General features: G+C 65.2%; 23 protein-coding genes. 14 read left to right on the top strand and 9 right to left on the bottom strand.

The features are described 5' to 3' along the window. Positions 1-100: 100 nt before the first annotated feature. The 3 genes from eat to eutC are packed head-to-tail and all read left to right on the top strand — an operon-like array spanning position 101 to position 3,692. The gene (gene eat / locus ACY3GB_RS19535; RefSeq protein WP_463090196.1) at positions 101-1,516 is read left to right on the top strand and encodes an ethanolamine permease; all 1,416 of its coding nucleotides are present in this window, start codon (positions 101-103) and stop codon (positions 1,514-1,516) included. Beyond that, positions 1,513-2,895: an ethanolamine ammonia-lyase subunit EutB gene (locus ACY3GB_RS19530; RefSeq protein ID WP_463090195.1), complete on the top strand. Its 1,383-nt coding sequence runs from the start codon at positions 1,513-1,515 to the stop codon at positions 2,893-2,895. Before eat ends, ACY3GB_RS19530 begins: the two co-directional genes overlap by 4 nt. Continuing rightward, positions 2,892-3,692: an ethanolamine ammonia-lyase subunit EutC gene (gene eutC, locus ACY3GB_RS19525; protein ID WP_463090194.1), complete on the top strand. Its 801-nt coding sequence runs from the start codon at positions 2,892-2,894 to the stop codon at positions 3,690-3,692. The genes ACY3GB_RS19530 and eutC overlap by 4 nt, the downstream gene beginning before the upstream one ends. Before the next feature lie 384 nt (positions 3,693-4,076). Here eutC and ACY3GB_RS19520 read toward each other — a convergent pair whose 3' ends face one another. Beyond that, the gene (locus tag ACY3GB_RS19520; RefSeq protein ID WP_463090193.1) at positions 4,077-4,706 is read right to left on the bottom strand and encodes a 2OG-Fe(II) oxygenase; all 630 of its coding nucleotides are present in this window, start codon (positions 4,704-4,706) and stop codon (positions 4,077-4,079) included. Between the two features lie 217 nt (positions 4,707-4,923). Continuing rightward, complete coding sequence (locus tag ACY3GB_RS19515; RefSeq protein WP_463090192.1) at positions 4,924-6,195, bottom strand: RidA family protein; 1,272 nt, start codon at positions 6,193-6,195, stop codon at positions 4,924-4,926. Between ACY3GB_RS19515 and ACY3GB_RS19510 the strand changes: the two genes are divergently transcribed. Continuing rightward, entirely contained in the window at positions 6,194-6,454 is a 261-nt protein-coding gene (locus ACY3GB_RS19510; protein ID WP_463090191.1) for a hypothetical protein, read from the top strand. The two genes, ACY3GB_RS19515 and ACY3GB_RS19510, sit on opposite strands and share 2 nt — an antisense overlap. A 387-nt stretch (positions 6,455-6,841) precedes the next feature. Here ACY3GB_RS19510 and ACY3GB_RS19505 read toward each other — a convergent pair whose 3' ends face one another. Both ACY3GB_RS19505 and ACY3GB_RS19500 read right to left on the bottom strand, forming a co-directional pair. Then, positions 6,842-7,762: an alpha/beta fold hydrolase gene (locus ACY3GB_RS19505; protein WP_463090190.1), complete on the bottom strand. Its 921-nt coding sequence runs from the start codon at positions 7,760-7,762 to the stop codon at positions 6,842-6,844. A 58-nt stretch (positions 7,763-7,820) separates the two neighbouring features. Then, positions 7,821-9,029 carry an MFS transporter gene (locus ACY3GB_RS19500; RefSeq protein ID WP_463090189.1) on the bottom strand — a complete coding sequence of 403 codons (1,209 nt, stop codon included), beginning with the start codon at positions 9,027-9,029 and terminating at the stop codon, positions 7,821-7,823. Positions 9,030-9,151: 122 nt separating this feature from the next. Between ACY3GB_RS19500 and ACY3GB_RS19495 the strand changes: the two genes are divergently transcribed. Then, positions 9,152-10,810, top strand: coding sequence for an ABC transporter substrate-binding protein (locus ACY3GB_RS19495; RefSeq protein WP_463090188.1), 1,659 nt, complete (start codon positions 9,152-9,154; stop codon positions 10,808-10,810). Positions 10,811-10,926: 116 nt separating this feature from the next. Then, positions 10,927-11,352 carry an Hsp20/alpha crystallin family protein gene (locus ACY3GB_RS19490; RefSeq protein WP_463090187.1) on the top strand — a complete coding sequence of 142 codons (426 nt, stop codon included), beginning with the start codon at positions 10,927-10,929 and terminating at the stop codon, positions 11,350-11,352. Positions 11,353-11,424: 72 nt separating this feature from the next. Here the strand turns inward: ACY3GB_RS19490 and pepN are convergent, their stop codons facing one another. After that, on the bottom strand, positions 11,425-14,043 hold the full coding sequence (pepN, locus tag ACY3GB_RS19485; protein WP_463090186.1) for an aminopeptidase N: 2,619 nt from the start codon (positions 14,041-14,043) through the stop codon (positions 11,425-11,427). 94 nt (positions 14,044-14,137) lie between these two features. After that, positions 14,138-15,931 carry a M61 family metallopeptidase gene (locus tag ACY3GB_RS19480; protein ID WP_463090185.1) on the bottom strand — a complete coding sequence of 598 codons (1,794 nt, stop codon included), beginning with the start codon at positions 15,929-15,931 and terminating at the stop codon, positions 14,138-14,140. Positions 15,932-16,389: 458 nt separating this feature from the next. Here ACY3GB_RS19480 and ccoN point away from each other — a divergent pair, with 458 nt between their 5' ends. The 6 genes from ccoN (at position 16,390) to ACY3GB_RS19450 (ending at position 21,656) form a co-directional block, all read left to right on the top strand. Continuing rightward, positions 16,390-17,814 carry a cytochrome-c oxidase, cbb3-type subunit I gene (ccoN, locus tag ACY3GB_RS19475; protein WP_021478124.1) on the top strand — a complete coding sequence of 475 codons (1,425 nt, stop codon included), beginning with the start codon at positions 16,390-16,392 and terminating at the stop codon, positions 17,812-17,814. A 15-nt stretch (positions 17,815-17,829) separates the two neighbouring features. Continuing rightward, a complete protein-coding gene (gene ccoO / locus ACY3GB_RS19470; protein ID WP_021478125.1) occupies positions 17,830-18,444 on the top strand; it encodes a cytochrome-c oxidase, cbb3-type subunit II in 615 nt (204 codons plus the stop codon). A gap of 3 nt (positions 18,445-18,447) precedes the next feature. Further along, positions 18,448-18,639: a cbb3-type cytochrome oxidase subunit 3 gene (locus tag ACY3GB_RS19465; protein WP_166438999.1), complete on the top strand. Its 192-nt coding sequence runs from the start codon at positions 18,448-18,450 to the stop codon at positions 18,637-18,639. Next, complete coding sequence (gene ccoP / locus ACY3GB_RS19460; RefSeq protein ID WP_463090184.1) at positions 18,636-19,565, top strand: cytochrome-c oxidase, cbb3-type subunit III; 930 nt, start codon at positions 18,636-18,638, stop codon at positions 19,563-19,565. The genes ACY3GB_RS19465 and ccoP overlap by 4 nt, the downstream gene beginning before the upstream one ends. Before the next feature lie 122 nt (positions 19,566-19,687). Beyond that, positions 19,688-21,121, top strand: a complete 1,434-nt coding sequence (gene ccoG / locus ACY3GB_RS19455; RefSeq protein WP_463090183.1) for a cytochrome c oxidase accessory protein CcoG — start codon at positions 19,688-19,690, stop codon at positions 21,119-21,121. Position 21,122: 1 nt separating this feature from the next. Next, positions 21,123-21,656, top strand: coding sequence for a FixH family protein (locus ACY3GB_RS19450; RefSeq protein ID WP_463090182.1), 534 nt, complete (start codon positions 21,123-21,125; stop codon positions 21,654-21,656). A 70-nt stretch (positions 21,657-21,726) separates the two neighbouring features. On the opposite strand, the gene ACY3GB_RS19445 is transcribed toward ACY3GB_RS19450, so the two are convergent. After that, positions 21,727-22,929, bottom strand: coding sequence for an MFS transporter (locus ACY3GB_RS19445; protein ID WP_463090181.1), 1,203 nt, complete (start codon positions 22,927-22,929; stop codon positions 21,727-21,729). A gap of 90 nt (positions 22,930-23,019) precedes the next feature. Between ACY3GB_RS19445 and ACY3GB_RS19440 the strand changes: the two genes are divergently transcribed. After that, complete coding sequence (locus tag ACY3GB_RS19440) at positions 23,020-24,696, top strand: ABC transporter substrate-binding protein (RefSeq protein ID WP_463090180.1); 1,677 nt, start codon at positions 23,020-23,022, stop codon at positions 24,694-24,696. Between the two features lie 12 nt (positions 24,697-24,708). Here ACY3GB_RS19440 and ACY3GB_RS19435 read toward each other — a convergent pair whose 3' ends face one another. After that, on the bottom strand, positions 24,709-25,053 hold the full coding sequence (locus ACY3GB_RS19435; protein WP_463090179.1) for a hypothetical protein: 345 nt from the start codon (positions 25,051-25,053) through the stop codon (positions 24,709-24,711). Continuing rightward, positions 25,053-25,529: a YbaK/prolyl-tRNA synthetase associated domain-containing protein gene (locus tag ACY3GB_RS19430; protein ID WP_463090178.1), complete on the bottom strand. Its 477-nt coding sequence runs from the start codon at positions 25,527-25,529 to the stop codon at positions 25,053-25,055. Before ACY3GB_RS19430 ends, ACY3GB_RS19435 begins: the two co-directional genes overlap by 1 nt. Positions 25,530-25,669: 140 nt before the next feature. On the opposite strand from ACY3GB_RS19430, the gene ACY3GB_RS19425 reads away from it, so the two are divergent. Then, positions 25,670-26,245: a class I SAM-dependent methyltransferase gene (locus tag ACY3GB_RS19425; protein WP_463090177.1), complete on the top strand. Its 576-nt coding sequence runs from the start codon at positions 25,670-25,672 to the stop codon at positions 26,243-26,245. Positions 26,246-26,287: the final 42 nt, after the last annotated feature.

Here is a 26,287-nt window from a genome sequence, read left to right as displayed (position 1 = left end):
TCGGCGGCGGACGCTGGCATTCTTTTTGCATAAACGGGCGATGCGGGAATGCCCGCCCTTTCCCGACGGGGAAGGCCATCCAATCGGACAGGAGTCTGCCATGAACGCATCGACACCCGGCCTCGCGCGCAAGCTCGGCGGCTGGCAACTATGGGGCATCGCCGTGGGGCTGGTGATTTCCGGCGAATACTTCGGCTGGAGCTACGGCTGGGCGCAGGCCGGCACGCTGGGCTTCCTCTGCGCCACGCTGTTCGTCGCGCTGATGTACGCCGCCTTCATCTTCAGCTTCACCGAGCTGACCACCGCCATCCCGCATGCCGGCGGACCGTTCGCCTACGCCCGCCGCGCCTTCGGCCCGCTGGGCGGCTTCGTCGCCGGCTTCGCCACGCTGTGCGAATTCGTGTTCGCGCCGCCGGCCATCGCGCTGGCGATAGGCGCCTATCTCAACGTGCAGTTCCCGTCGCTGGCGCCGAAATGGACCGCCTGCGGCGCCTATCTGGCCTTCATGGCGCTGAACATCGCCGGGGTCGGCATCGCCGCGATGTTCGAACTGGCGGTCACGCTGCTGGCCATCTTCGAACTGCTGGTGTTCATGGGCGTGGTGGCGCCGGGCTTCAGCTGGGACAACTTCATGCGCCACGGCTGGGCCGGACAGGACGCCTTCCATTGGGGCGCCGCCAGCGGCATGTTCGCCGCCTTGCCGTTCGCGATCTGGTTCTTCCTGGCGATCGAAGGCGCGGCGATGGCGGCCGAAGAAGCCAAGGACCCGGCGCGCACCATACCGCGCGCCTACATCGCCGGCATCCTCACCCTGGTGGCGCTGGCCTTCGGCGTGATGGTGATGGCCGGCGGCGCCGGCGACTGGAGCCGGCTGGCCAACATCAACGACCCGCTGCCGCAGGCGATGAAGCTGATCGTCGGCGAGCACAGCGGCTGGCTGCACATGCTGGTGTGGCTGGGCCTGTTCGGCCTGGTGGCGTCGTTCCACGGCATCATCATGGGTTATTCGCGGCAGATCTTCGCCCTGGCGCGGGCCGGCTACCTGCCGCGCGCGCTGGCCGCCGTCCATCCGCGCTTCAAGACGCCGCACCGCGCGATCCTGGCCGGCGGCGCGGTCGGCATCGCCGCCATCTTCAGCGACGATCTGGTGCAGATCGCCGGCCAGCCGCTGACCGCCAACATCGTCACGCTATCGGTGTTCGGCGCCATCGTCATGTACATCGTGTCGATGCTGGCGCTGTTCCGGCTGCGCGGCCGCGAGCCGGCGCTGCCCCGGCCGTTCTCCGCGCCCTGTTATCCGTGGCTGCCGGCGCTGGCGCTGGGCTGTTCGCTGATCTGCCTGCTCGCCATGGTCTATTACAACCGCTTGCTGGCCGGCATCTTCGCCGCGATGCTGGCCGCCGGCTACCTGTACTTCCTCGCCACCGCCCGCCAGCGCGCCGAAGCCGTCCAGGACGCGTTGCTGCAAGGCGCGCCATCCGAAACCCAACCCGATCCCGTCAAGGCCACGACATGAGCCACGCCATCGCCATAGGACCGCGGACCTACCGCTTCGCCGACCTGAAGACGCTAATGGCGCGCGCCAGCCCGCTGCGCTCCGGCGACCAGTTGGCCGGCGTCGCCGCCGCCAGCGCCGAGGAGCGGGTGGCGGCGCAGATGTGCCTGGCCGACCTGCCGCTGACCGTCTTTCTCAACGAGACGCTGATCCCGTACGAGGAGGACGAAGTCACCCGGCTGATTCTGGACAGCCACGACGCCGCCGCCTTCGCCGCCGTCTCGCACCTGACCGTCGGCGGCCTGCGCGACTGGCTGCTGTCCGACGCCGCCACCGCGGAGACGCTGGCGGCGCTGGCGCCGGGGCTGACGCCGGAAATGGCGGCGGCCGTGTCCAAGCTGATGCGCAACCAGGATCTGGTGCAGGCGGCGAAGAAATGCCGCGTCGTCACCGCCTTCCGCAATACCCAGGGCCTGCCCGGCCGCATGGGGGTGCGGCTGCAGCCCAACCATCCGGCCGACGACGCGCGCGCCATCGCCGCCGCCACGCTGGACGGCCTGCTATACGGCGCCGGCGACGCGGTGATCGGCATCAATCCGGCCGGCGACAGTCCTGAAGACATCCGCGGTTTGCTGACCCTGCTGGACGAGGTGCGCCAGCGCTACGCCATCCCGACCCAAAGCTGCGTGCTGACCCACGTCACCAGCACGCTGGACCTGATCCGCCAGGGCGCGCCGGTGGACCTGGTGTTCCAATCGATAGCCGGCACCGAGAAGGCCAACGCCGGCTTCGGCGTCAGCCTGGCCGTGCTGGACGAGGCGCATCAGGCCGCGCGGGAGCTGAAGCGCGGCACGGTAGGCGGCAACGTGATGTATTTCGAGACCGGCCAGGGCAGCGCGCTGTCGGCCAACGCCCACTGGGGCGTGGACCAGCAAACTTGCGAGGCCCGCGCCTACGCGGTGGCGCGCCGCTATTCGCCGCTGCTGGTCAACACCGTGGTCGGCTTCATCGGCCCGGAATACCTGTACAACGGCAAGCAGATCATCCGCGCCGGGCTGGAAGACCATTTCTGCGGCAAGCTCCTGGGCCTGCCGATGGGCTGCGACATCTGCTACACCAACCACGCCGAGGCCGACCAGGACGACATGGACGCGCTGTTGACGCTGCTGGGCGCGGCCGGCGTGCACTTCATCATCGGCGTGCCCGGCGCCGACGACATCATGCTGGGCTACCAGAGCACCTCCTTCCACGACGCGCTCTACCTGCGCAACACCTTGGGGCTGAAGCGCGCGCCGGAATTCGAAGACTGGCTGGAGACCATGGAAATCACCCGCGGCGGCAGGCTGCTGCCGCAGGATAGGCGGCAACGGCTGCTGGCGATGATGGAGGGCGTAGCGTGAAAGAGAAGCAGAACCCGATCACCGAAGACGGCTGGGGCGAACTGTCCCGCCTCACCGCCGCCCGCATCGCGCTGGGCCGCGCCGGCAGCAGCCTGCCCTGCCGCGAGACGCTGCGCTTCGCCCTGGCCCATGCCCAGGCGCGCGACGCGGTACACACGCCGCTGGACGTGGCGGCCTTGGCCGGCGAGCTGGCGGCCGACGGCCATCGCGTCATCGACATCCATAGCGCGGCCGCAAGCCGCGCCGAATACCTGCAGCGGCCGGACCTCGGCCGCAAGCTGGACCAGGCCAGCCGCGCGCGGCTGCTGGCCGAAACCGGCAAAGGCTGCGATCTGCTGATCCTCATCGGCGACGGCCTGTCCTCGCGCGCGCCGGCCCTGCACGCGGTGCCGCTGCTGCGCGAGCTGCTGCCGAGAGTGCGGGAGATGGGCCTGAGCGTCGGCCCGCTGCTGATCGCGCGCGAGGCGCGGGTGGCGCTGGGGGACGAGGCCGGGGACATCCTGGGCGCGCGAATGACGGCGATGCTGATAGGCGAGCGCCCCGGCCTGAGTTCGCCGGACAGCCTGGGCCTGTACCTGACCGCCGCGCCGCGCGCCGGCCGCAGCGACGCCGAGCGCAATTGCATTTCCAATGTGCGGCCGGACGGCCTGCCCTATCCGCTGGCGGCGTTCAAGCTGGCCTGGCTGATAGACGCCGCGCTGCGCCAGGCCACCGGGGTGGGACTGAAAGACGGCAGCGCGGCAGATCCTCGCTGGGCGGCGCTGTTGGCGAGGCAGGCCTGCCTAGTCAAAGACTGAGCGCTAGCACAGCTCGTATGTGTCCGCTGCGCGGACAGTATTTTAAGTGCCGGTTCCGCCCGGCAAACGGGCCAGGGGCTGTGCGGCCAGCCCCTTGGCGATCCCAGGCCGCCCCTGCAGCCCACGAAACCCCGACAAAAAAGCGTCTGGCCAGGAGCAGCCGAAACTAGCCGCGCGCTAACGTCGCGCGGCGTCGAACAAGTCGGCGGCTTAAAACCCGGCCAGGCGCTTTCTTGCCGGCGTGCGCTGAAGGGGAATATGGTCGTGCTAAAACGGATCTACCTAAAGCAGGAAAATCCAAGTCGATGACCTGCCGCTACGACCGAGCTCTATCAAACGTGCAATTTAAGAGACGCAATTCAACATCAGGGCTTGCCATAATCCTCACCACGGCAAGCTGCCGCCCTGGCGGCGATACCAGCCGGTGATAGATAGCCGCTGCTTCCGCGCCGGCAGCACCTCATGCCAGAAACGGTCGGCCAGGAACAACACCAGGGTGCCGGCTTCCGGCTCCACATCGATGAATTCCTCGCAGGCATCGTCCAAATACAGGCGGATCTGGCCGCCGCCGTCGGCTGGCCAGTTTTCGTTCAGATAGAACACCGTGGTCAGCGCGCGGGCATCGTCGTCGCGGAAGCGGTCCAGGTGTTTTTTATAGAACGCGCCTTCCGGGTAGACCGCGAAATGGGACTCCAGCTCGGCCAGGCCCAGATACAGGCCGCGGTTCACCGCCTGCATGATCTCGTCCATCGCGGCGTTGTAGGCGCGCACCGCCGGCAACTCGCCCACCTGGTCCAGCCACAGCACCGAGTCGGAACGGATCTCGGCGCGGCGCGCCTGGCCATCGGCGCGGCCGGTGGCGGCCTCGTGGAAGCGGCCTTCATCCCATACCGTGAGGCAGGCCTCGCGCAGATTGGCGACCAGTTCGGCCGGCAAGGCGCGGGGGATGACGATCCAGCCCTGGTCGGCCAGGGTGTCGAGTACGGCGTCGAGTTCGAATTGCAGCGCGGTCATGTCGGTGTTGTCCAGAAAACGGGCTGACGCTTTCTACCACATGCCGCCCCCGCTGGCGAATGTCGAATATCAATCCTTGCAAGCTTATCCGGCCGCGTCGCGGCGAGATGGTCTTCTCGCCCCTCACCCGCAGCCAGCCCCGCCAGATCCGCGGCGGGCAGCGCCATGAAAAAAGGGAGCGGAATCATTTTCCGCTCCCTTTTCAAAAAACGATTTCTCACGCATTCGGCGGCGTGCCCTCGGCATTGGCCACCACGGCGTCGATTTGTATCATCGCGCCGCGCGGCAAGGCGCCGACGCCCACCACCCGCCGGGCGGGAACCCCGCCGGGGAAGAAGGTGGCGTAAACCCCGTCCACCGCATCCATGTCCGCGATGTTTTTAAGGAAAACATTGACCTTGACCACATCGCTCGTCGCGTGGCCTATGCTTTCCACGATGGCTTTGATGTTGTTCAAGCACTGCGCGGCCTGATCCTTCACGCCGCCGGCCACCATTTCATTCGTCTCAGGATGCAAAGGCAGCTGGGCGGAAAGATGGTTGTAATGCGAGAACGCCACCGTTTGCGTAGACAGCGGGCATCGGGGAGCCTTGTCTGTGTTGTGCGCCTTGATCACAATGCCATGCCTGTCTTCAACGGCTTGCGGCGGCGTGCCATCCCCATGCGACACCACCGCTTCAATTTGAACCAGGGCATCCATCGGCAGCGCGGCGGCTTCCACCACCGTGCGAGCCGGAACATAGGCCACAGCCCGGGCGATGGCCGAATCGGGGAAAAACGCGCGGTACGCTTCGTTTACCGATTCGATATCCGACAGGTTTTTAAGGAAGATATTGACTTTAACGATATCGTCGAACGGCACGGCGATGTTCTCCAAAATCGCCCGGATATTCTGCAAGCACTGCACCGCCTGCTCTCTTGCGCCGCCGGCGACCAACTTTCCGGACTCAGGATCGATCGGCAACTGCGCCGAGATATTGTTGTAATGGGAAAAGGCTACCGACTGCGTGGACAGGTGGCTGGTCGGCGCATTGCGGGTATCGCTTGCGATCTTGACCAGGTCGCCCGCCTGCGGCGCATTGGGAATGGTGCCCTCGCCATTGGAAAGCAGGGCCTCCACCTGCAGCAAGGCGCCCATCGGCAAAGCCGCGACCGCGACAGTCGTCAAGGTAGGGACATAATCCGCGAAGAAGGTGGAATACACCGCATTGACCGCATCCATATCCGAGATATTCTGCAAGAAAATGGTGACTCTCACCACATCGTTCATCTCATGGCCGATGCTTTTTATGATTGCCTGAATATTTTTAAAGCATTGCTCGGCCTGCTCTTTCGCGCCGCCAGCCACCAAGCGCCCCGTCGCGGGATCCACCGGCAATTGGGCCGATAAATTGTTGTAATGCGAGAAAGCTACCGTTTGGGAGTACGGTCCCATTCCAGTTGGCGCCTTTTCGGAATTTCTTGCCAGTACCGCGTTGAAGCTACTCATGATGGTGCACCTGTTTCGTTCGAATGAATTCGCAGCCTGGCGAATATATATCGTTTCGCCATCCACAGCCGCCGCGCCATTGGCATTGCCATTATCCAATCCACTCCGCAGACAAATAAAGCCTTGGCAAAACCGAAAAACCAACCAAGACCACAGCCACGGGAAATGGAAGCAATGCTTTCAAGATTCCGGATTTTATCGGTTCATCGCCCAGGACTGTCAATACGGCTCTGCAATAAAACAAGGCGCAAAAAATTGATTCAAATCGAGTAAAACCGCGTCACCACAGGTGGTAGCCATCCATCATGTCGCATATTCAACCAAAGCTGCGCTTTAATGCTAATAATTCGCGCTGGTATTTTCTTCACACCCGCCCTTTAAAACTGCAGGATCAAACATATTCCAAAGAGGCCGGATTTGATAATGATCAATATCAACACCATGCGGTGCCAAATGTTTTTTGCTTATCACGTTTTAAATGGAAATCGCAATTCGGCAAATAGCCGCGCGCTCCGGCGGCAGTGTCGCGGCGACTCGGATAAAGACACGCGAGCGGGCGCATGGCATCCATGCCGCCTCGCCCCGCAAGTAGAAATGCAGAAGGACCCTGAAATCCAAGACCCGTCGCCCATCCAGCCAAAGCGGCTCAATAATTCTCCGCCACCGCGTCGTAACGCCCCGCCAGCCAGTCCAGCGCCAGCGGGAAATGGTCGCGCGGCGCGTCGGGGTGGGTCAGCAGCGACACATGGTTGTAGTCGTGCAGGTGGCCGGAGCGGCGCCCCAACAGGTGCAGGCGGGACAGGTGCGGGCCGGATTCGTCGCGGAAGCGGCGCACGTCTTCCGGATGGCCGCGGCAGGGATCGTTGGCGGCGGCGAAATACAGCACCGGCGGCAAATGGCCGGCGCGCGCGGCTTCGGCGTAATCGAAGCCATCGTCGCTATCCACCCACGGTCTGGGCTGGGCCCACAGCTTGCTCTGCAGATGGCTCTTGTCGCTCTCGTCGTCGGCGCCCAGCCGGATGCGCCGCGCCGGCAGATAGCCGCAGGCCTTGATCAACCAGCGCGCGGCGGTGCACCACATGAAGTCCACCTCGATCAGCTTGTTCAGATTGCTCACCCGCACGCTGCGTTTGGAGCCGAAATACACCACGCTCGCCACCTGGGCGGCTATTTCCGGGAAACGGACCAGGCAGCTGGTCATGTGCACGCCGCCCCAGGAGTGGGCGATCCAGTGCGCGCGTTGGCCGCCGCTTTTCCTGCGGACGAAGTCATGCAGCGCCGGCAAGTCCTCGCAGATGGTCTCGGTCTGGCCGTGGCGGGAATGCGGGCCGATCTTGGGCGTGCTCTTGCCTCGGCCGCGCAGGTCGGCGACGTACACGTCGTAGCCCGCGTCGGCCAGGAAGTGGGCCAGGCCCTTGCCGGACTCGGTGTAGAAGGTGCGGCCGTTGGCCATCACGCCGTGGACCATCAGCACCGGCGCGCCGCCCTCGCGGCCGCAGATGCGCTTCAGATGCAAGCGCTCGCCGTCGCCGACCGGCACCCATAAGTCCTGCTGCAGTTTCTCCATATTCTCCTCGCTGGCCGATGCCATCGCCGTCTGCGCGGCAATTCAAGCAAACGCTTGATCATGACAAAGAACCCGGCAAAGGAAAAGCCATTCGCGCGCCGTTCTGTCGCAACCGCAGCCGCTCGCTGTAGAGCGCCAGCGCCGCGCCGGCCACGCACAACAGCGCCAATATGGCGAACACCACCCAGGACGGCCCATGCGACAGCAGCGCGCCCACCATCGCCGGCCCCAGCGCGCCGCCCAGCGAAGCCAGGTTCTGCGCGCCGTAATAGCTGCCCTTCAGCGCATCCGGCGCGATGGCGTCAATGTACAGGTACTCGGCCGGCACCAGCACGATCTCGCCCAAGGTGAACAGCGCGATCGCCGCGCACATCAGCGGCAGGCTGTCGACATTGCCCAGCCACAGCATGCCGGCGCCGATCAGCAGAAAACCGCCGACGATGGCCCGCATCAGCCGGTTCGGCTTCAGCAGCCGGCCCAGCGGATATTGCAGCACCACCACCACGATGGCGTTGCAGCTGATCAGCGCCGACATCCAGCGCATCGCCTCGGCCTCGTCCATCCGCGTCAGCAGGAACAGCGGCAGATAGCCGGAAAAACGGCCGTACACCACGTAGGCCAGCAGGCTGCTGACAGTGAACCAAACCAGCACCCGGTCGCCGGCCAGCGTGCGCAGCGTGGCGGCGAAACCGTCGGGCAACGCCGCGGGATCATGCCGCCGCGCAGGCAGCCGGGGCTGCGCCGCGAGGCCGGCCAACGCAAGCAGGCCGCCCAGCCAATAAGGCGCCGTCTCGTGCCAGAACAGCATGCCGGCACACAGCATGGGGCCCAACGCCCAGGCCACGTTGGCCAGCGTGTAGCGCATCGAAAACGCCTTGCTGCGCCACCTCTCGGCCACCACGTCGCTAAGTATCGCCTTCACCGCGATGCCATAGACCACCATCGCCAGTTCGCCCGCCGCCAGCGCCGTCACCACCGTCGCGTAGCCATGGCCGTAAGGCAGCAGCACGCTGCCCGCGCCCATCAGCACCGCCGCGCCGCGCAGGGCCGGCCCTCTGGGCAGCCGGTCCAGCCAGTAGCCGCCGTAGAGGCCGAACAAGGCCGAGCCGAGCAGCACCATCGCCAGCAGCGTGCCGGTGGCCTGCACCGACAACTGCAATTGCTTGCCCAGCGCCAGCACCAACAGCGGCGAGATCACCGCCCGCGACAGGGACAACAGGAAGGAAGACAGCAGCACGCGCCGCACCACGGAAGAACGCAGATCCACGACAACACCTTGTAAAGCAAAGGGAACCGCTGCAGTATTGCCGATAAAGCGGAATGTAAAAATGGATGCGATCCCGAATAAATACTTCCGCTTTTATCCCGCCCATCCCAACAGGAGTCTCGATGCGCCTGCAGCAGCAATACCAGCAGCTCTACCTGGCCTATGGCGACGCGCCGGCCCAGCCCGGCCTGCCGCAACTGGCCGAGTTGTGGCGATGCGGAGAACGCAACGCGCGGCTGCAGCTGGCCAGGATGCGCGAACTGGGCTGGCTGGAATGGCAGGCCGGCCGCGGACGCGGCCACCGCTCCACGCTCAGGCTGCTGCAGCGGCCGGACGAGCTGGAATGGCAGCAGTTGCAAGGCATGCTGGCGCGCGGCCAGCTGGAGCAGGCGTTCTCCCGGCTCGAGCCGTCCAGGCAGCAGCGGCTGCTGGCTACCCTGCCCCAACATCTGGGCGCCGGCGACAGCGGGCGCAGCCTGCGCATTCCCATTCCGCACGCGCCGCTGACCCTGGACCCGCAACACGTCAACTCCCGGCTGGAATCGCACCTGGTGCGGCAGATCTTCGACCGGCTGTGCCGCCACGATCGCCTGGGCCAGGAGCTGCGGCCGGCGCTGGCCCACCACTGGGAAGCCGATCCGGAAGGCAGAAATTGGCGATTCTGGCTGCGTCCGGGCCTGCGCTTTCACGACGGCGGCGCGCTGGACGCCGAAACCGCGGCCGCCAGCCTGCTCAGGCTCAAGCGGCCGGACAATCCCTACCACGCGCTGTACGGCCATCTGCGGCAAGTTGACGTCCATGACGCGCTGTCGTTCAGCTGCCGGCTGTCCGAAGCCGACCAGCTGTGGCCGCAGCGGCTGGCCACCGCCAATTCGTCCATCGTGCCGATGCGGCGCGGCGCGGATTTCGAGCGCATGCCGGTGGGCAGCGGACCGTTCCGCGTCGAGCTGCACAGCCCGCAGCGGCTGAAACTGGCCGCGTTCGATCAGCACTACCGCGAGCGCGCGCTGCTGGACGCGATCGAACTGTGGATCATCCCGTCTCCGGCCGAGCAGGAGTTTCACCTGCGGCTGGAATACGGTAGCCAGCGCGGCGCCACCATGCTGCAATCGGCTTGCACCTACCTGCTGCTGTCGCCGCGCAGCGCCCGCGTTCCTGATGGGCAGCGGCTGCCGCTGATGCGCTTCCTGGCCGAGCCGCATCCGGTGGCCGCCTGCGACGAGCGCGCGCCGGCGCTGGGACTGCAGCCGGGCTGGCGCCACCCGCGCCCGGCGCCGTCCCCGCCGCCGCGGCTGGATGGCGCGCGGCTGACGCTGTTCCATTACGATCTGCCCTGCTTCCCGCCGCTGGCCGCCGCGTTGGCGCAACGGCTCGCGCAGTTGGGCATCGCGCTCGACATCCACGGCCTGTCGCGGCGCGAATTCTTCGACAGCGCCGCCTGGCGCGACCGCGCCGACCTGATTCTGTGCAGCGAGCTGCTGCACGACGACCGCGACTACGGCATGTTCGAATGGCTGAGCGGCTGCAGCACGCTGCAGCTGGGCCTGGCGCCCGACGCCGCCGCCCGGCTGGCGCGCGACATGCGCAGCCTGCAGGCGGAGCCGGCATTCGCCGCGCGCCAGGACGGCTACCGCCGCGCCGGCGACTGGCTGGTGGCAGAAGGCTGGATGCTGCCGCTGTCGCACGAGACGCTGGGCCACGTCGCCAGCCCGCAGCTGGCCGGCTTGCAGCTGGGCGGCAACGGCTGGACCGACTTCGCCGGCCTGTGGCTGCGCGGCTGAGTTGACGCGCGTCAAGTCAGAACGCGTCCCGCCTCTTGAAACCGCTCGCATGCGCCTCATCTTCGATGACAAGACGGCACATCCGCCGTAAGCCCATGAACTGAAAGGAGAAGCAAATGAGCATGCTGCCTGCCCGCCATAGCCTGTTTGACGAGTTTTTCCGCGATTTCACCCCGGGTTTCCTCATCAAGCCGTTGCATGGAGACCCGCTGCCGGCTCAGATCAAGATGGACGTGAAGGAAACCGGCGAGGCTTACCAGGTGGAAGCCGAACTGCCGGGCGTCGGCAAAGAAGACATCCACGTCGACATCGACGGCGCGCTGGTGACGATCAAGGCCGAGATCAAGCAATTCGACCAGCAGGACAAGGATGAACGCCCGCTGCGCAGCGAGCGCTATTACGGCCTGGTATCGCGCAGCTTCCAGCTGCCGCAGGACATCGACCGCGAAACCGCCAGCGCCAAGTATGAGAACGGCGTGCTGAGCCTGACCCTGCCCAAGCGCCGCAACAGCGGCGCCAGCCAGCGGCTGCGGATCGAATAAGCGGCGCGACAGCGCCGGGGCAATAAAAAACGCGCCGGTCTCCCGGCGCGTTTTCACTGGCGATGACGCGAATCAGGCCAGGATCTTGGATACGATCTCGTACACGTCCTTGGACAGCTCGGCCCGGGCCATGCGCTCCAGCTCGGCGCGCATCAGCGCCTGCCGGCCCGGCTCCAGCTTCTGCATCCGGCGGAAAGCGCGGGTCAGGCCGCTGGCCCCCTGCGGATTGATGGCGTCCAGCTCCAGGATGCGGTCGGCCAGGAAGCGGTAGCCGCTGCCGTCTCCGGCGTGGAAGTGGTGCAGGTTGGCGCCGAACGCGCCCAGCAGCGAGCGCACCTTGTTGGGGTTGCGGATGCTGAACGCCGGGTGATGCAGCGCCGCCTCCACCCGCTGCAGCGTGCCGTCCAGCTGGCTGCCGCCGATTAAGGTGAAGAACTTGTCCATCACCAGCGCCTCGTTCTGCCAGCGCGAGGCGAAGTCGGTGAAGCAGTCGTCGCGCTCCTGGCCGTCGCGGTCGCGCAGCGCCAGCAACGCGCCCATCTGGTCGGTCATGTTGTCGGCGTCGCGGAACTGCTTGGCGGCGATCTCGGCCGGCCAGGCGTCGTCCAGGCGGTTCAACATCCATAGCGCGCGGTTCTTCAGGCTGCGCTTGTCGGAGTCCTGCGGCTTGTACTCGCGGGTGAGATTGAGTTCGTACGCCTCGCGCCATTCGCCGCGCAGCGCCTGCGCCAGCTGGTCCAGCACGAATTCGCGCACCTGGTGGATCGCCGCCGGATCGGCCACGTCCACCATTTCCAGGATTTCGCCTTCGCTCGGCAGATTCAGCATCAGCGCCTTGAACGCCGGATCCAGGCTATGGTCCTTCAACACCGCGCGGAAAGCGCCGACGAACGTTTCGGACAGCTTCAGTTCGCGGCCGGCGGCCGCGTCGTCCAGCAGCTGCTTGAACAGGCGCTCGGCGAAGATCTGGCCGGCTTCCCAACGGCAGAAGCTATCGCTGTCGTTGGCCATCAGGAACACCAGCTGGTCGTCGCGCCAGTCGTACTCCAGCTTCACCGGCGCGGAGAAGCCGCGCAGCAGCGACGGCACCGGCTCGGCCGGGATGTCGACGAAGGTGAAGCTCTGCTCGGCGGCCTTGACGTCCAGCACGCGCGAGACGCCGACGGCTTCCGCCTCGCCCTTCAGGCGCAGCGGCAGGTCCTGGCCGTCCTGGCCCACCAGGCCCAGCGCCAGCGGGATGTGGAACGGCAGCTTGGCCTGCTGGCCCGGCGTGGCCGGGCAGCTCTGCTTGACGGTCAGGGTGTAGCTTCGCTCGGCGGGGTTGTAGCTGGACGACACGGCCAGACGCGGCGTGCCCGCCTGGCTGTACCACAGCGCGAACTGCGACAGGTCGACGTCGTTGGCGTCGGCCATCGCGGCGCGGAAGTCGTCGCAAGTGACGGCTTGGCCGTCATGGCGCTTGAAGTACAGGTCCATGCCCTTGCGAAAGCCGTCGCGGCCCAGCAGCGTCTCGTACATCCGCACCACTTCCGCGCCCTTCTCGTACACGGTCATGGTGTAGAAGTTGTTCATCTCGATGTAGCTGTCCGGGCGGATCGGGTGCGCGGTCGGGCCGGCGTCCTCGGGGAACTGCGCCATGCGCAGGCCCTTGACGTCCTCGATGCGCTTCACCGCGCGGCTGTAGATGTCGGCGCTGAATTCCTGGTCGCGGTAAACGGTCAGGCCTTCCTTCAGGCTCAGCTGGAACCAGTCGCGGCAGGTGACGCGGTTGCCGGTCCAGTTGTGGAAGTACTCGTGGCCGATCACCGCCTCGATGCCTTCGAAGTCGGCGTCGGTGGCGGTGTCCTGGCGCGCCAGCACGTACTTGGTGTTGAAGATGTTGAGGCCCTTGTTCTCCATCGCGCCCATGTTGAAGTCGCCGACCGCGACGATCATGTAGATGTCGAGGTCGTACTCCAGGCCGAAGCGCTCCTCGTCCCACTTCATCGAGTGCTTGACCGACTCCATCGCGTGCGCGGTTTTGTCCTGGTCGGCGGGCTCGGTCCAGATTTCCAGCGCCACTTCGCGGCCGCGCATGGTGACGAACTTGTCGCGCAGGGCCGTGAGCTTGCCGGCCACCAGCGCGAACAGATAGGACGGCTTGCGATACGGGTCTACCCATTTAACCCAGTGGCGCTTCTTGTCCACCATGCCCTCGCCCACCTTGTTGCCGTTGGACAGCAGCACCGGGTACTTCTGCTTGTCGGCCTTGATGGTGGTGGTGAACTTGGCCATCACGTCCGGACGGTCCAGGTAGTAGGTGATCTTGCGGAAGCCTTCCGGCTCGCACTGGGTAAACAGGTTGCCGCTGGACGCGTACAGGCCCATCAGGCTGGTATTGGCCGCCGGGTCGAGCTCGGTTTCCACTTCCAGGATGAAGCTGTCCGGCACCTGGCGCACGGTCAGCACGTCGCCGGCCAGGCCGTAGCGGGTCTCGTCCAGCTTTTCGCCGTCCAGCAGCACGGCCAGCAGCTTGGCGCTGCCGTCCAGCGTCAGGTCGCGCTCGGCCGATTCGCCGTTGCGGGTGACCACCAGCCGCGACTGCACGCGGGTGGCCTCGTCTTCGATGTCGAACACCAGATCGACGCGGTCGATCAGGAAGGCCGGAGCCCGATAGTCCTTGCGATACTTGACTTCTGGCTGTTGAGCCATGCGTGTCTCCTTATGGTCCGGCTCGTGGCCGGTCTCTTTCATAGACGGCGCGGCGCCCGGTCGGCGCCGCTCTTGGTCGAAATCGGCCGTTCTGTCAGCGGCCCGCAATCCATTTGCCGCTGTCGGCTTCCAGCTTGAGGCGGCAGGTGTCCTCCGGCGCGGCCTGCGGCGCCACGTCGAACGTCATCAGCTCGTCGCGACGGAAGGCATGCAGCTTGATCTTGTCGCCCGCGGCCAGACGGGCAAGCTGTTTGTCCAAATCGTAGGCGCGCAGCTTGTCCACCGCCACCACCACGTCGCCGCCGGACAGGCCGGCCTGTTGCGCGGCGCCGCCGTCCAGCACCTGAACCAGCTTGACGCCGGCGGCGTCGGCCGCGGTCTTCACGCCCAGCGTCAGCGGCGCCGGCTTGCCGGCGAAAGCGTCCACCACGCCGCCGCGGTCAGCCGCGCTCTGCGCGGCCTCGAATTTCAGCTCCACGCCCTGGCTCTTCAACAACTCCGCCAGCGGCAGGTCCTGGGTGCTGCGCAGCGCCAGATCGAAGAACGGTTTCAGCTTGAGGCCGGTGGTTTCGATCGCGACCTTTTCCCACTCGTCCTCTTCCAGGCCCTTGCCGTCGGCCAGCCACTTGCTCCACAGCGCGCGCATCACGTCGTCCAGCGACTGCTTGCCCTTGCTGTCGCGGCGGATGGTGAGATCCAGCGCCAGCGCGGCCAGCGAGCCCTTGGTGTAGTAGCTGACGATGCTGTTGGGGCTGTTTTCATCCTGACGGTAGTACTTGGTCCAGGCCTCGAAGCTGGATTGCTCCAGCGTCTGCTTGAGGCGGCCCGCGCCGCGTTGCACGCCGGTGATGGTTTCGGCCAGCAGGCCCAGATAGCGCTTCTCGTCGATCAGGCCGCAGCGGACCAGGGTCAGGTCGTCGTAATAGGAGGTGATGCCTTCGAACGCCCACAGCAGGCGGGTCATGCCTTCGCGGTTCAGGTCATACGGCGTGAACGCCGCCGGCTTCATCCGCTTGACGTTCCAGCTGTGGAAGTATTCGTGGCTGATCAGGCCCAGCAGCTTCAGATAGCCGTCGCCGATGTCGGTGGCGCCAGGGGCGGGCAAGTCGTCGCGGTTTGCCACCAGCGCGGTGGAGGCGCGGTGCTCCAGGCCGCCGTAGATGTCTTTGCCGACGAACAGCATGAACACGTAGCGCTCGAACGGGGCGGGCTCGCCGAACAGCTTGATCTGGTATTCGCAGATCTTGCGGGTGTCCTCGGCCAGCCGCTTCAGATCACCCTGGAAACGGCCGGAAACGACGAACTCGTGCGGCACGCCGCAAGCCTTGAAGCTGACCTTTTGGAACTCGCCCATTTCCACCGGGTGGTCGATCAGCTCATCGTAACTGGATGCCTGGTAGCCGCCGAAGCCGCTCTTTTTCTTGACGTCGGCGGCGGGCAGGCTGGTCGCCACTTTCCAGCCGGCGTAAGCCTTGCCCTCCGGCGCCTGGATCTCCACGGCGCAGGGCTCGTTTTCGTAGCCTTCAGCCGCCAGGAACACGCTGGTGCCGTTGAAGAAGCCGCGCTCGCCGTCCAGGTAGGCGCCGCGCACCGACAGGTCGAAGGCGTAGACCAGATAGCGCAGCGTCAACGCGCCCTTGGCCGGCGCCGCCTGCCAGCGGTTCTTTTCCAGCTGCCGCAACGCCACCGGTTTGCCGCCGGCGCGGGCCTCCATCTCGACGATGTGCTTGGAAAATTCACGGATCATATAACTGCCGGGAATCCACGCCGGCAAAAAAAACACCTGGCCATCCTTGGCCGGGTGCGTAACAGTGACAGTTGCTTCGAACAGGTGCGCTTCCGGCGAGACCGGGCGCAGCGTGTAATGTACGGGGACGGGTTGGGTCATGATCGGCCTGCAAGCGTTGCAAAACTTGATGATTCTAGCATTTCCGCGATTTTGGCGGTTGCCCTCATGGCGTATTGATCCATGTCAAGAAGTCATACCAATACGCAAATACAATTGCATGCGTAGCAACATGCACTATTCGTATCGCTACCCTCGTAATACCGCGAGAATTGGGACAGACAAGAACCGATCCAAGCCGACTATGCAACTGGCTCGCATAAGGCATTTGATTTAGAATAACGGCATTGGATACGTGGAAATTTGGTGCTATCGAAAAGGCCGGCAAACTGCTAATACAGACATCAAAGCCTATCGGTACAGGTCAAGCACCTGATTCGACTTTCACGACACGGTTCCCCGCGGCTTGCTTTCCCATTTCCAGATTGGGATGAGGTTGAAAAGTTCAAGCCGCCTCGGTTTGTCATGTTCTGAGTTAGCAACCTTGGAGAAAACCTTAAATGGAAACGCAACCCACTTATAACTATAAGGTGGTGCGCCAATTTGCCATCATGACCGTAGTTTGGGGCATAGTCGGCATGTTGGTGGGCGTCATCATTGCGGCCCAGCTGGTGTGGCCGGAGCTCAATTTCGGGCCCTGGTTCCACTTTGGCCGCCTGCGCCCCTTGCACACCAACGCCGTCATCTTCGCCTTCGGCGGCTGCGGTCTGTTCGCCACCTCCTACTACGTGGTGCAGCGCACCTGTAACGTCAGGCTGATTTCCGACAAGCTGGCCGCCGTCACCTTCTGGGGCTGGCAGCTGGTGATCGTGCTGGCGGCCATCACGCTGCCGCTCGGCTTCACCACCTCCAAGGAATACGCAGAGCTGGAATGGCCGATCAAGCTGCTGATCGCCGTGATCTGGGTGATTTACGCGATCGTGTTCTTCGGCACCATCGCCATCCGCAAGGTCAAGCACATCTACGTGGCCAACTGGTTCTACGGCGCCTTCATCCTGGCCGTGGCGTTGCTGCACATCGTCAACTCCGCCTTCGTGCCGGTGACCATGTGGAAATCCTATTCGGTGTACTCCGGCGCCGTCGACGCGATGGTGCAATGGTGGTACGGCCACAACGCGGTGGGCTTCTTCCTGACCGCGGCCTTCCTCGGCATGATGTACTACTTCGTTCCCAAGCAGGCCGGCCGTCCGGTGTATTCCTATCGCCTGTCGGTGGTGCACTTCTGGGCGCTGATCTTCACCTATATGTGGGCCGGTCCGCACCACCTGCACTATACCGCGCTGCCCGACTGGACCCAGTCCGTCGGCATGGTGTTCTCGCTGATCCTGCTTGCGCCGTCCTGGGGCGGCATGATCAACGGCATCATGACCCTGTCCGGCGCCTGGCATAAGCTGCGCACCGATCCGGTGCTGAAGTTCCTGGTGGTGTCGCTGTCGTTCTACGGCATGTCCACCTTCGAAGGCCCGATGATGTCGATCAAGACCGTCAACGCCTTGTCCCACTACACCGACTGGACCATCGGCCACGTGCACTCCGGCGCGCTGGGCTGGGTGGGCTTCATCACCATCGGCTCGATGTACTACCTGATCCCGCGTCTGTTCGGCCGCGAAACCATGCACAGCGTCAAGCTGATCGAGGCCCACTTCTGGCTGGCCACCGTCGGCGTGGTGCTCTACATCGCCGCGCTGTGGATCTCCGGCGTGATGCAAGGCCTGATGTGGCGCGCGCTGAACCCGGACGGCACCCTGACCTACGCCTTCGTCGAGGCGGTGAAAGCCACCTACCCGTACCACACGGTGCGCCTGCTGGGCGGCTTCCTCTACCTCTCCGGCATGCTGCTGATGGCCTACAACACCTACCGCACCGTCGTCGCAGGCCGCGCCGTCGATGCCAAGATCCCGGCCATCACCGCAGAAGCACATTAACAGGCGAGAATAATCATGGACAGAATCCAGAAACTGATTGAAGAGCATGTAGGCTGGCTGATCGTGCTGACCCTGTTGGTGGTCAGCGTGGCCGGCCTGGTGGAAATCCTGCCGCTCGCGTTCCAGAAATCCGTGACCGAACCGGTGGCCGGCGTCAAGCCCTTCACCGCCCTGCAGCTGGCTGGCCGCGACATCTACATCCGCGAAGGCTGCACCACCTGCCACACCCAGATGATCCGCCCGTTCCGCGCCGAAACCGAACGTTACGGCCACTACTCCGTGGCCGGCGAGTCCGTCTACGACCACCCGTTCCTGTGGGGCTCCAAGCGCACCGGCCCCGACCTCGCCCGCGTCGGCGGCCGCTATTCCGACGAATGGCACCGCGTGCACCTGAACAACCCGCGCGACGTGGTGCCGGAGTCGAACATGCCGGCCTTCCCGTGGCTGGCCAAGAACCTGGCCGACGCCGACGTGGTGCCGAAGAAGATGGAAGCCCTGCGCCTGGTCGGCGTGCCCTACACCGACAAGGACATCGCCGAGGCGAAGTCCCAGGTGGAAGGCAAATCCGAACAGGACGCCGTCGTCGCCTACCTGCAAGGCCTGGGCCTTGCCGTGAAGAACAGGCGCTAAGCCATGGACTGGGTCACTTTCGGGCGTTCGCTGTTCACCGTGGTCTGCTTCGCGTTCTTCATCATGGTGTTGATCATGGCCTACAGCAAACGCTCCAAGAACCGGTACGAGGAGGCGGCCAACCTGCCCTTCCTGGACGACGACAAGGTAGAGGAAGCCCCGCATGACGAGGCTGCCCACGGAGCAAGAAAATGAGTCAATTCACAAGCGGTTTCTGGAATATCTGGATTATCGTGATCGTGCTGGGCGGCATCATCGGCCTGACGCTGCTGGTGTTCACCCAATCCAAGACCACGGTCAAAAAGGGCGAGGAAGTCGACATCACCGGACACATCTGGGATGGCGACCTGGCCGAGTACAACAACCCGCTGCCGCGCTGGTGGATGCTGATGTTCTACATCACGCTGATCTTCGGCGTGGTCTACCTGATGCTGTACCCGGGCCTGGGCGACTACAAGGGCGCCTTCGGCTGGACCCAGATCGACCAGTACAAGGCGGAAAGCAAGGCTGCCGAGCAGAAATACCAGCCACTGTACGACAAGTACCTGAAGCAGGACCTGAAGTCGGTCGCCGCGGATCCCAAAGCCCAGGAAATGGGCCGGCGCCTGTTCCAGACCTACTGCGTGCAGTGCCACGGCGCGGACGCCCGCGGCGCCAAGGGCTTCCCCAACCTAGTCAGCCATGACTGGATGTACGGCGGCGAGCCGGACACCATCAAGACCACCATCCTGAATGGCCGCCACGGCCAGATGCCTGCCTGGGGCGCGGCCTTCGGCGAGGAGAAGGTCAAGGATGTGGCCAACTACGTGATGTCGCTGTCCGTGCACAAGAAGAAGTTCGACGCGGAGCGCGCGGCCCGTGGCAAGGAAACCTTCGCCGCAGTATGCGCCACCTGCCACAACCCTGACGGCAAGGGCAATCAGCAACTGGGCGCGCCCAACCTGACCCACCCGTCGGGCAGCTGGCTGTACGGCGGCACCGAGAAGGCCATCATCGAGACCATCACCAATGGCCGCAACGGCCAGATGCCGGCCTGGAAGGACTTCCTCGGCGAAGGCAAGGTCCACCTGCTGGCAGCCTACGTCTGGAGCCTGTCCAACAATCCCAAGGCGCAGCAGTAAGCGCCTTGCACGGCGCGCCGCCCGCTCCGCGCGGGCGGCGCGCTTCGCCTCTCCCCCACCCAGAGGCTTTGGTAGAGCGCATCGACCGGTGAGTTTCACCAAACCCTCTTCAGGAAAACGACATGTCCGAATCGCTGAAGAAAATCCCGATCAAGGTTGAAGGCGCCGGCCAGGACAACGAAACCGTCTCGCTGTACGAATCCCACCAGAAAATCTACGTCCGCGCCGCCAAAGGCATGTTCAACAACCTCCGCATCCTGTTCGTGCTCGGCACCCAGCTGGTCTACCTGGGCCTGCCCTGGCTGCAATGGAACGGCCGCCAAGCGGTGCTGTTCGATCTGGCCGACCGCAAGTTCTACCTGTTCGGTCTCACCATTTGGCCGCAGGATTTCGTCTATCTCGCCGCGCTGTTGATGTGCTGCGCCTTCGGCCTGTTCACCTGGACCACCATCGCCGGCCGGCTGTGGTGCGGCTATTCCTGTCCGCAGACGGTGTACACCGAGATCATGCTGTGGATAGAGCAATGGGTGGAGGGCGACCGCAACAAGCGCATCAAGCTGGACGCCTCGCCGATGAGCATGCGCAAGCTCAGGCTGAAAACCGCCAAGCACTTCATCATGATCGCCTTCTCGCTGTGGACCGGCTTCACGCTGGTCGGCTATTTCACGCCGATGCGCAGCCTGGTCGCGGCGCTGCCCACCTTCGGCTACGGCCCGTGGGAGACGTTCTGGATGTTCTTCTACGGCGGCTTCACCTATCTGTTCGCCGGCTTCATGCGCGAGCAGGTTTGCAAATACATGTGCCCGTACGCCCGCTTCCAGAGCGTGATGTTCGACGCCGACACCCTGATCATCTCCTACGACGAGGCCCGCGGCGAGCCGCGCGGCGCGCGCAAGAAGGGATCGGACCCGAAAGAGCAGGGCCTGGGCTCCTGCATCAACTGCAGCATCTGCGTGCAGGTGTGCCCGGTGGGCATCGACATCCGCAACGGCCTGCAATACGAGTGCATTGGCTGCGCCGCCTGCATCGACGCCTGCGACGAAGTGATGGACAAGATGGGCTATCCGCGCGGCCTGATCCGCTACACCACCGAGAACGCGCTGGAAGGCAAGTACCCGGAAAAGGAAATCGCGTCGCGGCTGAAACGGCCCCGCGTGGTGCTGTACATCCTGGTGCTGAGCGCGGTGATCATCGCCGCCGTCACCTCGCTGGCGATGAGAAAGCCGTTCAAGGTGGACATCCTGCGCGACCGCGCGTCGCTGGTGCGGGAGACCGACGAAGGCTGGCTGGAAAACACCTACATCATCAAGATCATCAACACCACGGAACGTCCGCAGCAATTCCGGATCACAGCCGAAGGCCTGCCCGACATCAAGGTCAAGACCGAAACGCCGCTGGTGGCCATTCCCGCCGCCGCCACCGACAGCGCCACCGTGCACGTGGAGGCCGATCCGCAGTACGCGACCAAGGGCAGCCACCCTATCCGCTTCATCGTAGAGTCCGCCGGCGATCCCTCGCTGCGGGTAGAAGAAAAATCCAGCTTCATCGGAGAATGACATGCAGCACACCGCCCACCACCCGTCTCGTCCCTGGTACAAGGAACCCTGGCCCTGGATACTGTTCGGCCTGCCGGCGGTGTCCGTCGTCGTCGGCGTCTTTTTCCTGATGGCGGCGATCAAGTCCGACGATGGCCTGGTCACCGACGACTATTACAAGAAGGGCAAGGCGATCAATATGGAGCTGCGGCGCGACAAGGCCGCGGCGCAGATGGGCCTGTCGGCCCAGCTGATGTTCGGCAGCGACGGCCGCAGCCTGCGCCTGGTCACCGCCAGCAAGGTCAAGCTGCCGGACACGCTGTCCTTCCGCATGATCCATCCGGCCCAGGACGATTACGACCTGTCCGCCGTGATGACCATGGCCGGCCCCAACCTGTACCAGGGCATCCTGCCCAAGATCCCCGTCAATGCCAACCACTGGTACGTGCAGCTGGAAGACCATGACAAGAAATGGCGGATCCAGGGCGAATGGAAGCCGGGCTCCGGGCAGATGGTGACGCTGGGCCAGCCGCATCTGGAGCCGGTCGAGCACTGAGCGCCAAACGCCCTTCCTTATCGAAACGGCCCGCGCGCGGGCCGTTTTCCTTGCCTGGCCGACAGCTGGATTAGGCCACCGCCCTCACCCGGCTGAGCCAGGCAAGCGCGCCCGCGCCGGCCTGCCACGCCGCCGTCGCCAGCATCAAGTCCCGCAGCGGCATGCCAGCCGACAACATGCCCCCCAAGACCAGCGCCAGCGGCATCAGCAGTTTGAACAAGGAGCCGGTCAGCCCGGACACGCGGCCGATCAGCGCCGCCGGCGTCGCCTCCTGCCGGTAGCTCCACACGCCGACATTGCCGCACACCACGACAAAGCTCTGCAACGCCATCGCGCCCGCCAGCCACGGCATCTCGCTCAACACCGCCTGCGCCGCCATGCCGCCGGCTTCCAGCAGCAGCGCCAAGCAGATCATCCGCCCCAGTCCCAGCGCCGCTCTCACCCGCGCCACGCACAAGCCGGCCGCGATGCCGCCGGCGCCGGCGCAACCGAACAACAGCCCCAGTTGGCCGGGCGAGAAGCCCAGCTGGTCGCGAGCGCGGAACAGGAACAACACCTCCGCCACGCCGGCCGCGCCGTTGGCCAGCACCACCACCCAACTCAGCTGCCACAACGCCGCGTTGCCGCGCAGCGCCCGGCAGCCATCGGCCAGCTCCGCCCAGAAACGGCGGGCGCCGGCTGGCCGCGGCGGACTCGCCGGCACCCTGGCCATCAGCAGCGCCGACAGCACAAACATCAGCGCCGGCGCGCCCAGGCTCCAGTGCGGGCTGGCCCAGGCGATCAGCAGGCCGGACAGCATCGGGCCGCTGACCGCGAACACGTCGGACAAGCTGCCCAGATAGCCATTGGCCTGCACCAGCTGCGCCGGCGGCACGCTCTCCTTCACCAGGGCCATCCGGCAGATGGCGGTCACGTAGTTGCACAGCATCACGCAGAAGGTCAAGGGATAGAACAGCCACGACGCCATCCGGCCGCCGGCCAGCGCCAGCGCGCAAACGCCCAGCAGCGCGGCCATCGCCAGCAAGGCCCGCTGCGCCCAGCTGCGGCGGCACACCCGGTCCACCCACACGCCGATGAACACCGCCAGCAGGAGATTGGGCAGAAACTCCACCGCGCGCAGATTGCTCATCGCCGCCAGCGAATGAGTCAGCTCGTACAAGATCAAGGGCAGCGCCAGCTGGTAGATCTGGCCGCCCAGCGCCAGCAGCGCGGTGGACGCGAACAGGCCGGCGAACACCGGCTGCCGCCATAAAGAAGAAGAAACCGCGGACATGCGCGCTCCATGACATTTGACAGAAGCGGCAGTATCCGGCACAAAAGCGGAGACAAAAACGGAACAAATCAAAACCATTCCTCTCCTTTTATGCGCCTGCTCCAACACTACCAGCGCCTGAGCCTGGCTTTCCCCGCGCACGACGGCCCGGCGCGGCTGGCAGACATCGCAGCCGCCCTGCATTGCAGCCCGCGCCATGCCCGCGAACTGATGCAGAGCATGGCGGCAAACGGCTGGCTGCGATGGCTGCCCGGCCAGGGGCGCGGCCATGCGTCGCGGCTGCGCCTGCTCGCGCCGGCAGGCCAGCTGGAAACGGAAGCGGTGCGCGGCCACCTGGCCGCTGGCGACATCGAAAAGGCGATGCGCTTTCTGCCCACCGCCGCCCGCCGCCAAGTGGCCGAGCTGCTGCCCGCTTATCTCGGCGTCCCGCCGGCCGAACCGCAAACGCTGCGCCTGCCCTTCTACCGGCCGCTGCACAGCCTGGACCCGGTCCGGATCAATCGCCGCACCGAATGCCACCTGATCCGCCAAATCTTCGACGGTCTGACCCGCTATGACCGCGCCCTGGGGCAAATCGTCCCGGCGCTGGCCCACCACTGGAGCCATGACGGCGCATGGCGGAACTGGCGCTTCCATCTGCGCCCCGGCGTCGCCTTCCACCATGGCCGCGCGCTGGATGGCGAAGACGTGCGCCAGACCCTGCTGCGGCTGCGCGACGAGGCGGGTCCGCACCAGGGCCTGCTGTCCCATCTGGAAAACGCCAGCCTGCCCGCGTCGCTGACCGTCGACATCCGCCTGGCCCGCCCCGACGCCCTGCTGCCGCGGCGGCTGGCCGACAGCGCCGCCTCCATCCTGCCGCGCGAATGCTGGCCGCAAACCGACTTCGGCCGCTTCCCCATCGGCACCGGCGCGTTCAAGCTGGAAGCCAACAACGACTACCGCGCCACGCTGCGCGCCTTCGACCGCCACTGGAAAGAAAGGCCGCTCTTGGACGCCGTGGATATCTGGGTGGTGGACGACCCGGAGGTGCGGGCGCGGCTGGACGCCCGCTTCTGCCACCCGGATGAGCCCGCCGTCCGGCCATCGCTGCGCCAACTGGAGGCCGGCTGCAGCTATCTGGCTGCGAACCCGGCCCGGCTGGACTCTGTTCAACGGCGGGCGCTGGCCGACTGGCTGCACCCAACCGTCTGGCAAGCCGCGCTTGCCGACGAGCCGGCGCTGGGCATGCTGCCGCAATGGCGGCACCGCCCGGCGCCCATCCAGCCGCAGCCTCCGCGCCTGCCGCCGACGCTGCGGCTGGTCACCTACCAACTGCCGGCCCATATCGAGCTGGCGGAGGCCGTGGCGCGCCGCTTGCGCGACGCCGGCTGCCGGACCGCGCTGACCGTCATGTCCTATCCCGATTTCGCCCGCTACGACTGGCGGGATGACGCGGACCTGCTGCTGACCGGCGAGGTGATGGGCGACGACGTGGATTTCGGCGTCTATCAATGGCTGTGCCAGGATGCCGGCTACCACTGCTGGCTGGAAGCGGATGCCCGGCAAAGAATGCGGCTGGCGGCAAAAAACTTAGCGGTGGAAGCCGACGCGGAACGGCGGTGGCGAGGCTATGAGACGCTGGCGCGCGCGCTGGTGGAGGAAGCCAGCTTGATTCCGCTGCGGCACCACCAGCAGACGATGGAGTTTTCGCCGCAAGTGCGGGGCGTCACGCTGGCGCAGTGCGGCTGGATGGACTTCGGCAAAGCGTGGCTGGCACCCTCAGCCTGAGCAAGCCCTGGCTCAGATGGCGGCGTCCGAGTGATAGCGCAGCCAGAAAGCCTCGCGGCAGCCGTTGTCGAAGCTTTTGCGCATCGGCTCTATACCCGGTGAGCCGCCCAGCTCCAGCACTTCATAGCTGATCCAGCTCTCGGCGCAGGCCAATTCGCTGGGATAATCGTCCACCTCGATGCTGCGGCGGATCGCCACGCCGTTGTCGAAACGGTACACGCGCTCCCGCAGCGTCACATCGCAATCGGCCTCGCGCCAGCTATCCTGCCTATCCTCGCGGCCGACGATGCGCTCCGCGCCGGCGCCGCCCATGATCGCCCGCGCATAGCCGGCCAGCGGCTCGCTCGCGCCCGCCATCAAGCGCTCTCCTTGCGGATGTCGGCCAGCAGCGGTTGCGCCAGACGGCGGTAATCGTCGCCGTCCAGCACGATGGACGCGTCCAGCCGGCCGGCGTTGAACGCGATCTCCCGGTAGCGCGCCAGCAGCTGCGGGTCCACCACCAGGCGGATAGCCGGATCGAAGCTGAACGGCGGGATGGAGCCGATCACGCAGCCGGTGGCGGCCTCGGCGTCGGACGCGTCGGCCAGCTTCACCTTGCGCGTGCCGACGGCCGCGGCCACCTTGGCGAAATCCACCCGCTCGTCGCCAGGCAGCACCGCCAGCACGAACTGGCCAGGCGCATCCGCCACCTTGCACAGCATCGCCTTGGCGCCCTGCCCCACCTCGGTGCCGCGTATCTCCGCCACCTTGTGCGAATTGCCCTCGGCTGGATGTTCTATCACCCGGAAGCGGGCTTGGCCCGCCTCCAGCATTTGTCGCAAACGTTCGAACATGCTCTTCCTCTAGCAGCGAAATCGGCCTTTCAAAACAACATGAGGCCAAACCGTGGCTGAGCAAGCCCTGCATGACACTTGTTGCCGAAATGGGCAAGCCACTACACTGCACTCTTGATCCTCATTGATGCCACGTCTCCATGCTCAAACTCAACCTCGGCTGCGGCCACGACCAGCGGCCCGGCTTCGTCAACGTCGATTCTCAAGCCGCCTGCCAGCCAGATCAGGTGGTCGACCTGGAACAATTCCCCTGGCCCTGGGCTGATGGATCGGTGGACGAGATCGTGATGAGCCATGTGCTGGAGCACCTGGGGGCCAGCACCGACATCTACCTTGGCATCATCAAGGAGCTGTACCGGGTGTGCGCGCCGGACGCTCGCGTCACCATCACCGTGCCGCACCCGCGCAGCGACAATTATCTGGCCGACCCCACCCATGTGCGGCCCATCACCGCCATGGGTCTGCAGATGTTCAATCAAGAGCTGAACCGGCAAAGCATGGCGGAAGGCGGGGCTTCCACGCCTCTGGGCGTTTACCTCGGCGTGGATTGGACGATGGAGTCGTCGGACGTGAAAATACTGGAGCCTTGGGCCAGCCGCTTCAACAGCGGCCAACTCGCAGAAGGCGATATCACCATGGCGGTGCAGAACTTCTACAACGTGATCGGCGATTGCACCTTCGTGATGCGCATCCGCAAACCGGCTTTCGCCGGCTGACGCCGGCTCCACCCATCCCGATCCGGAATCAGCCTGGGCGCC

Source organism: Chromobacterium sp. Ag138, from assembly GCF_055181315.1.
Note: the sequence above shows the minus strand (reverse complement) of the source record. Positions and strands in the feature narration are given on the sequence as shown.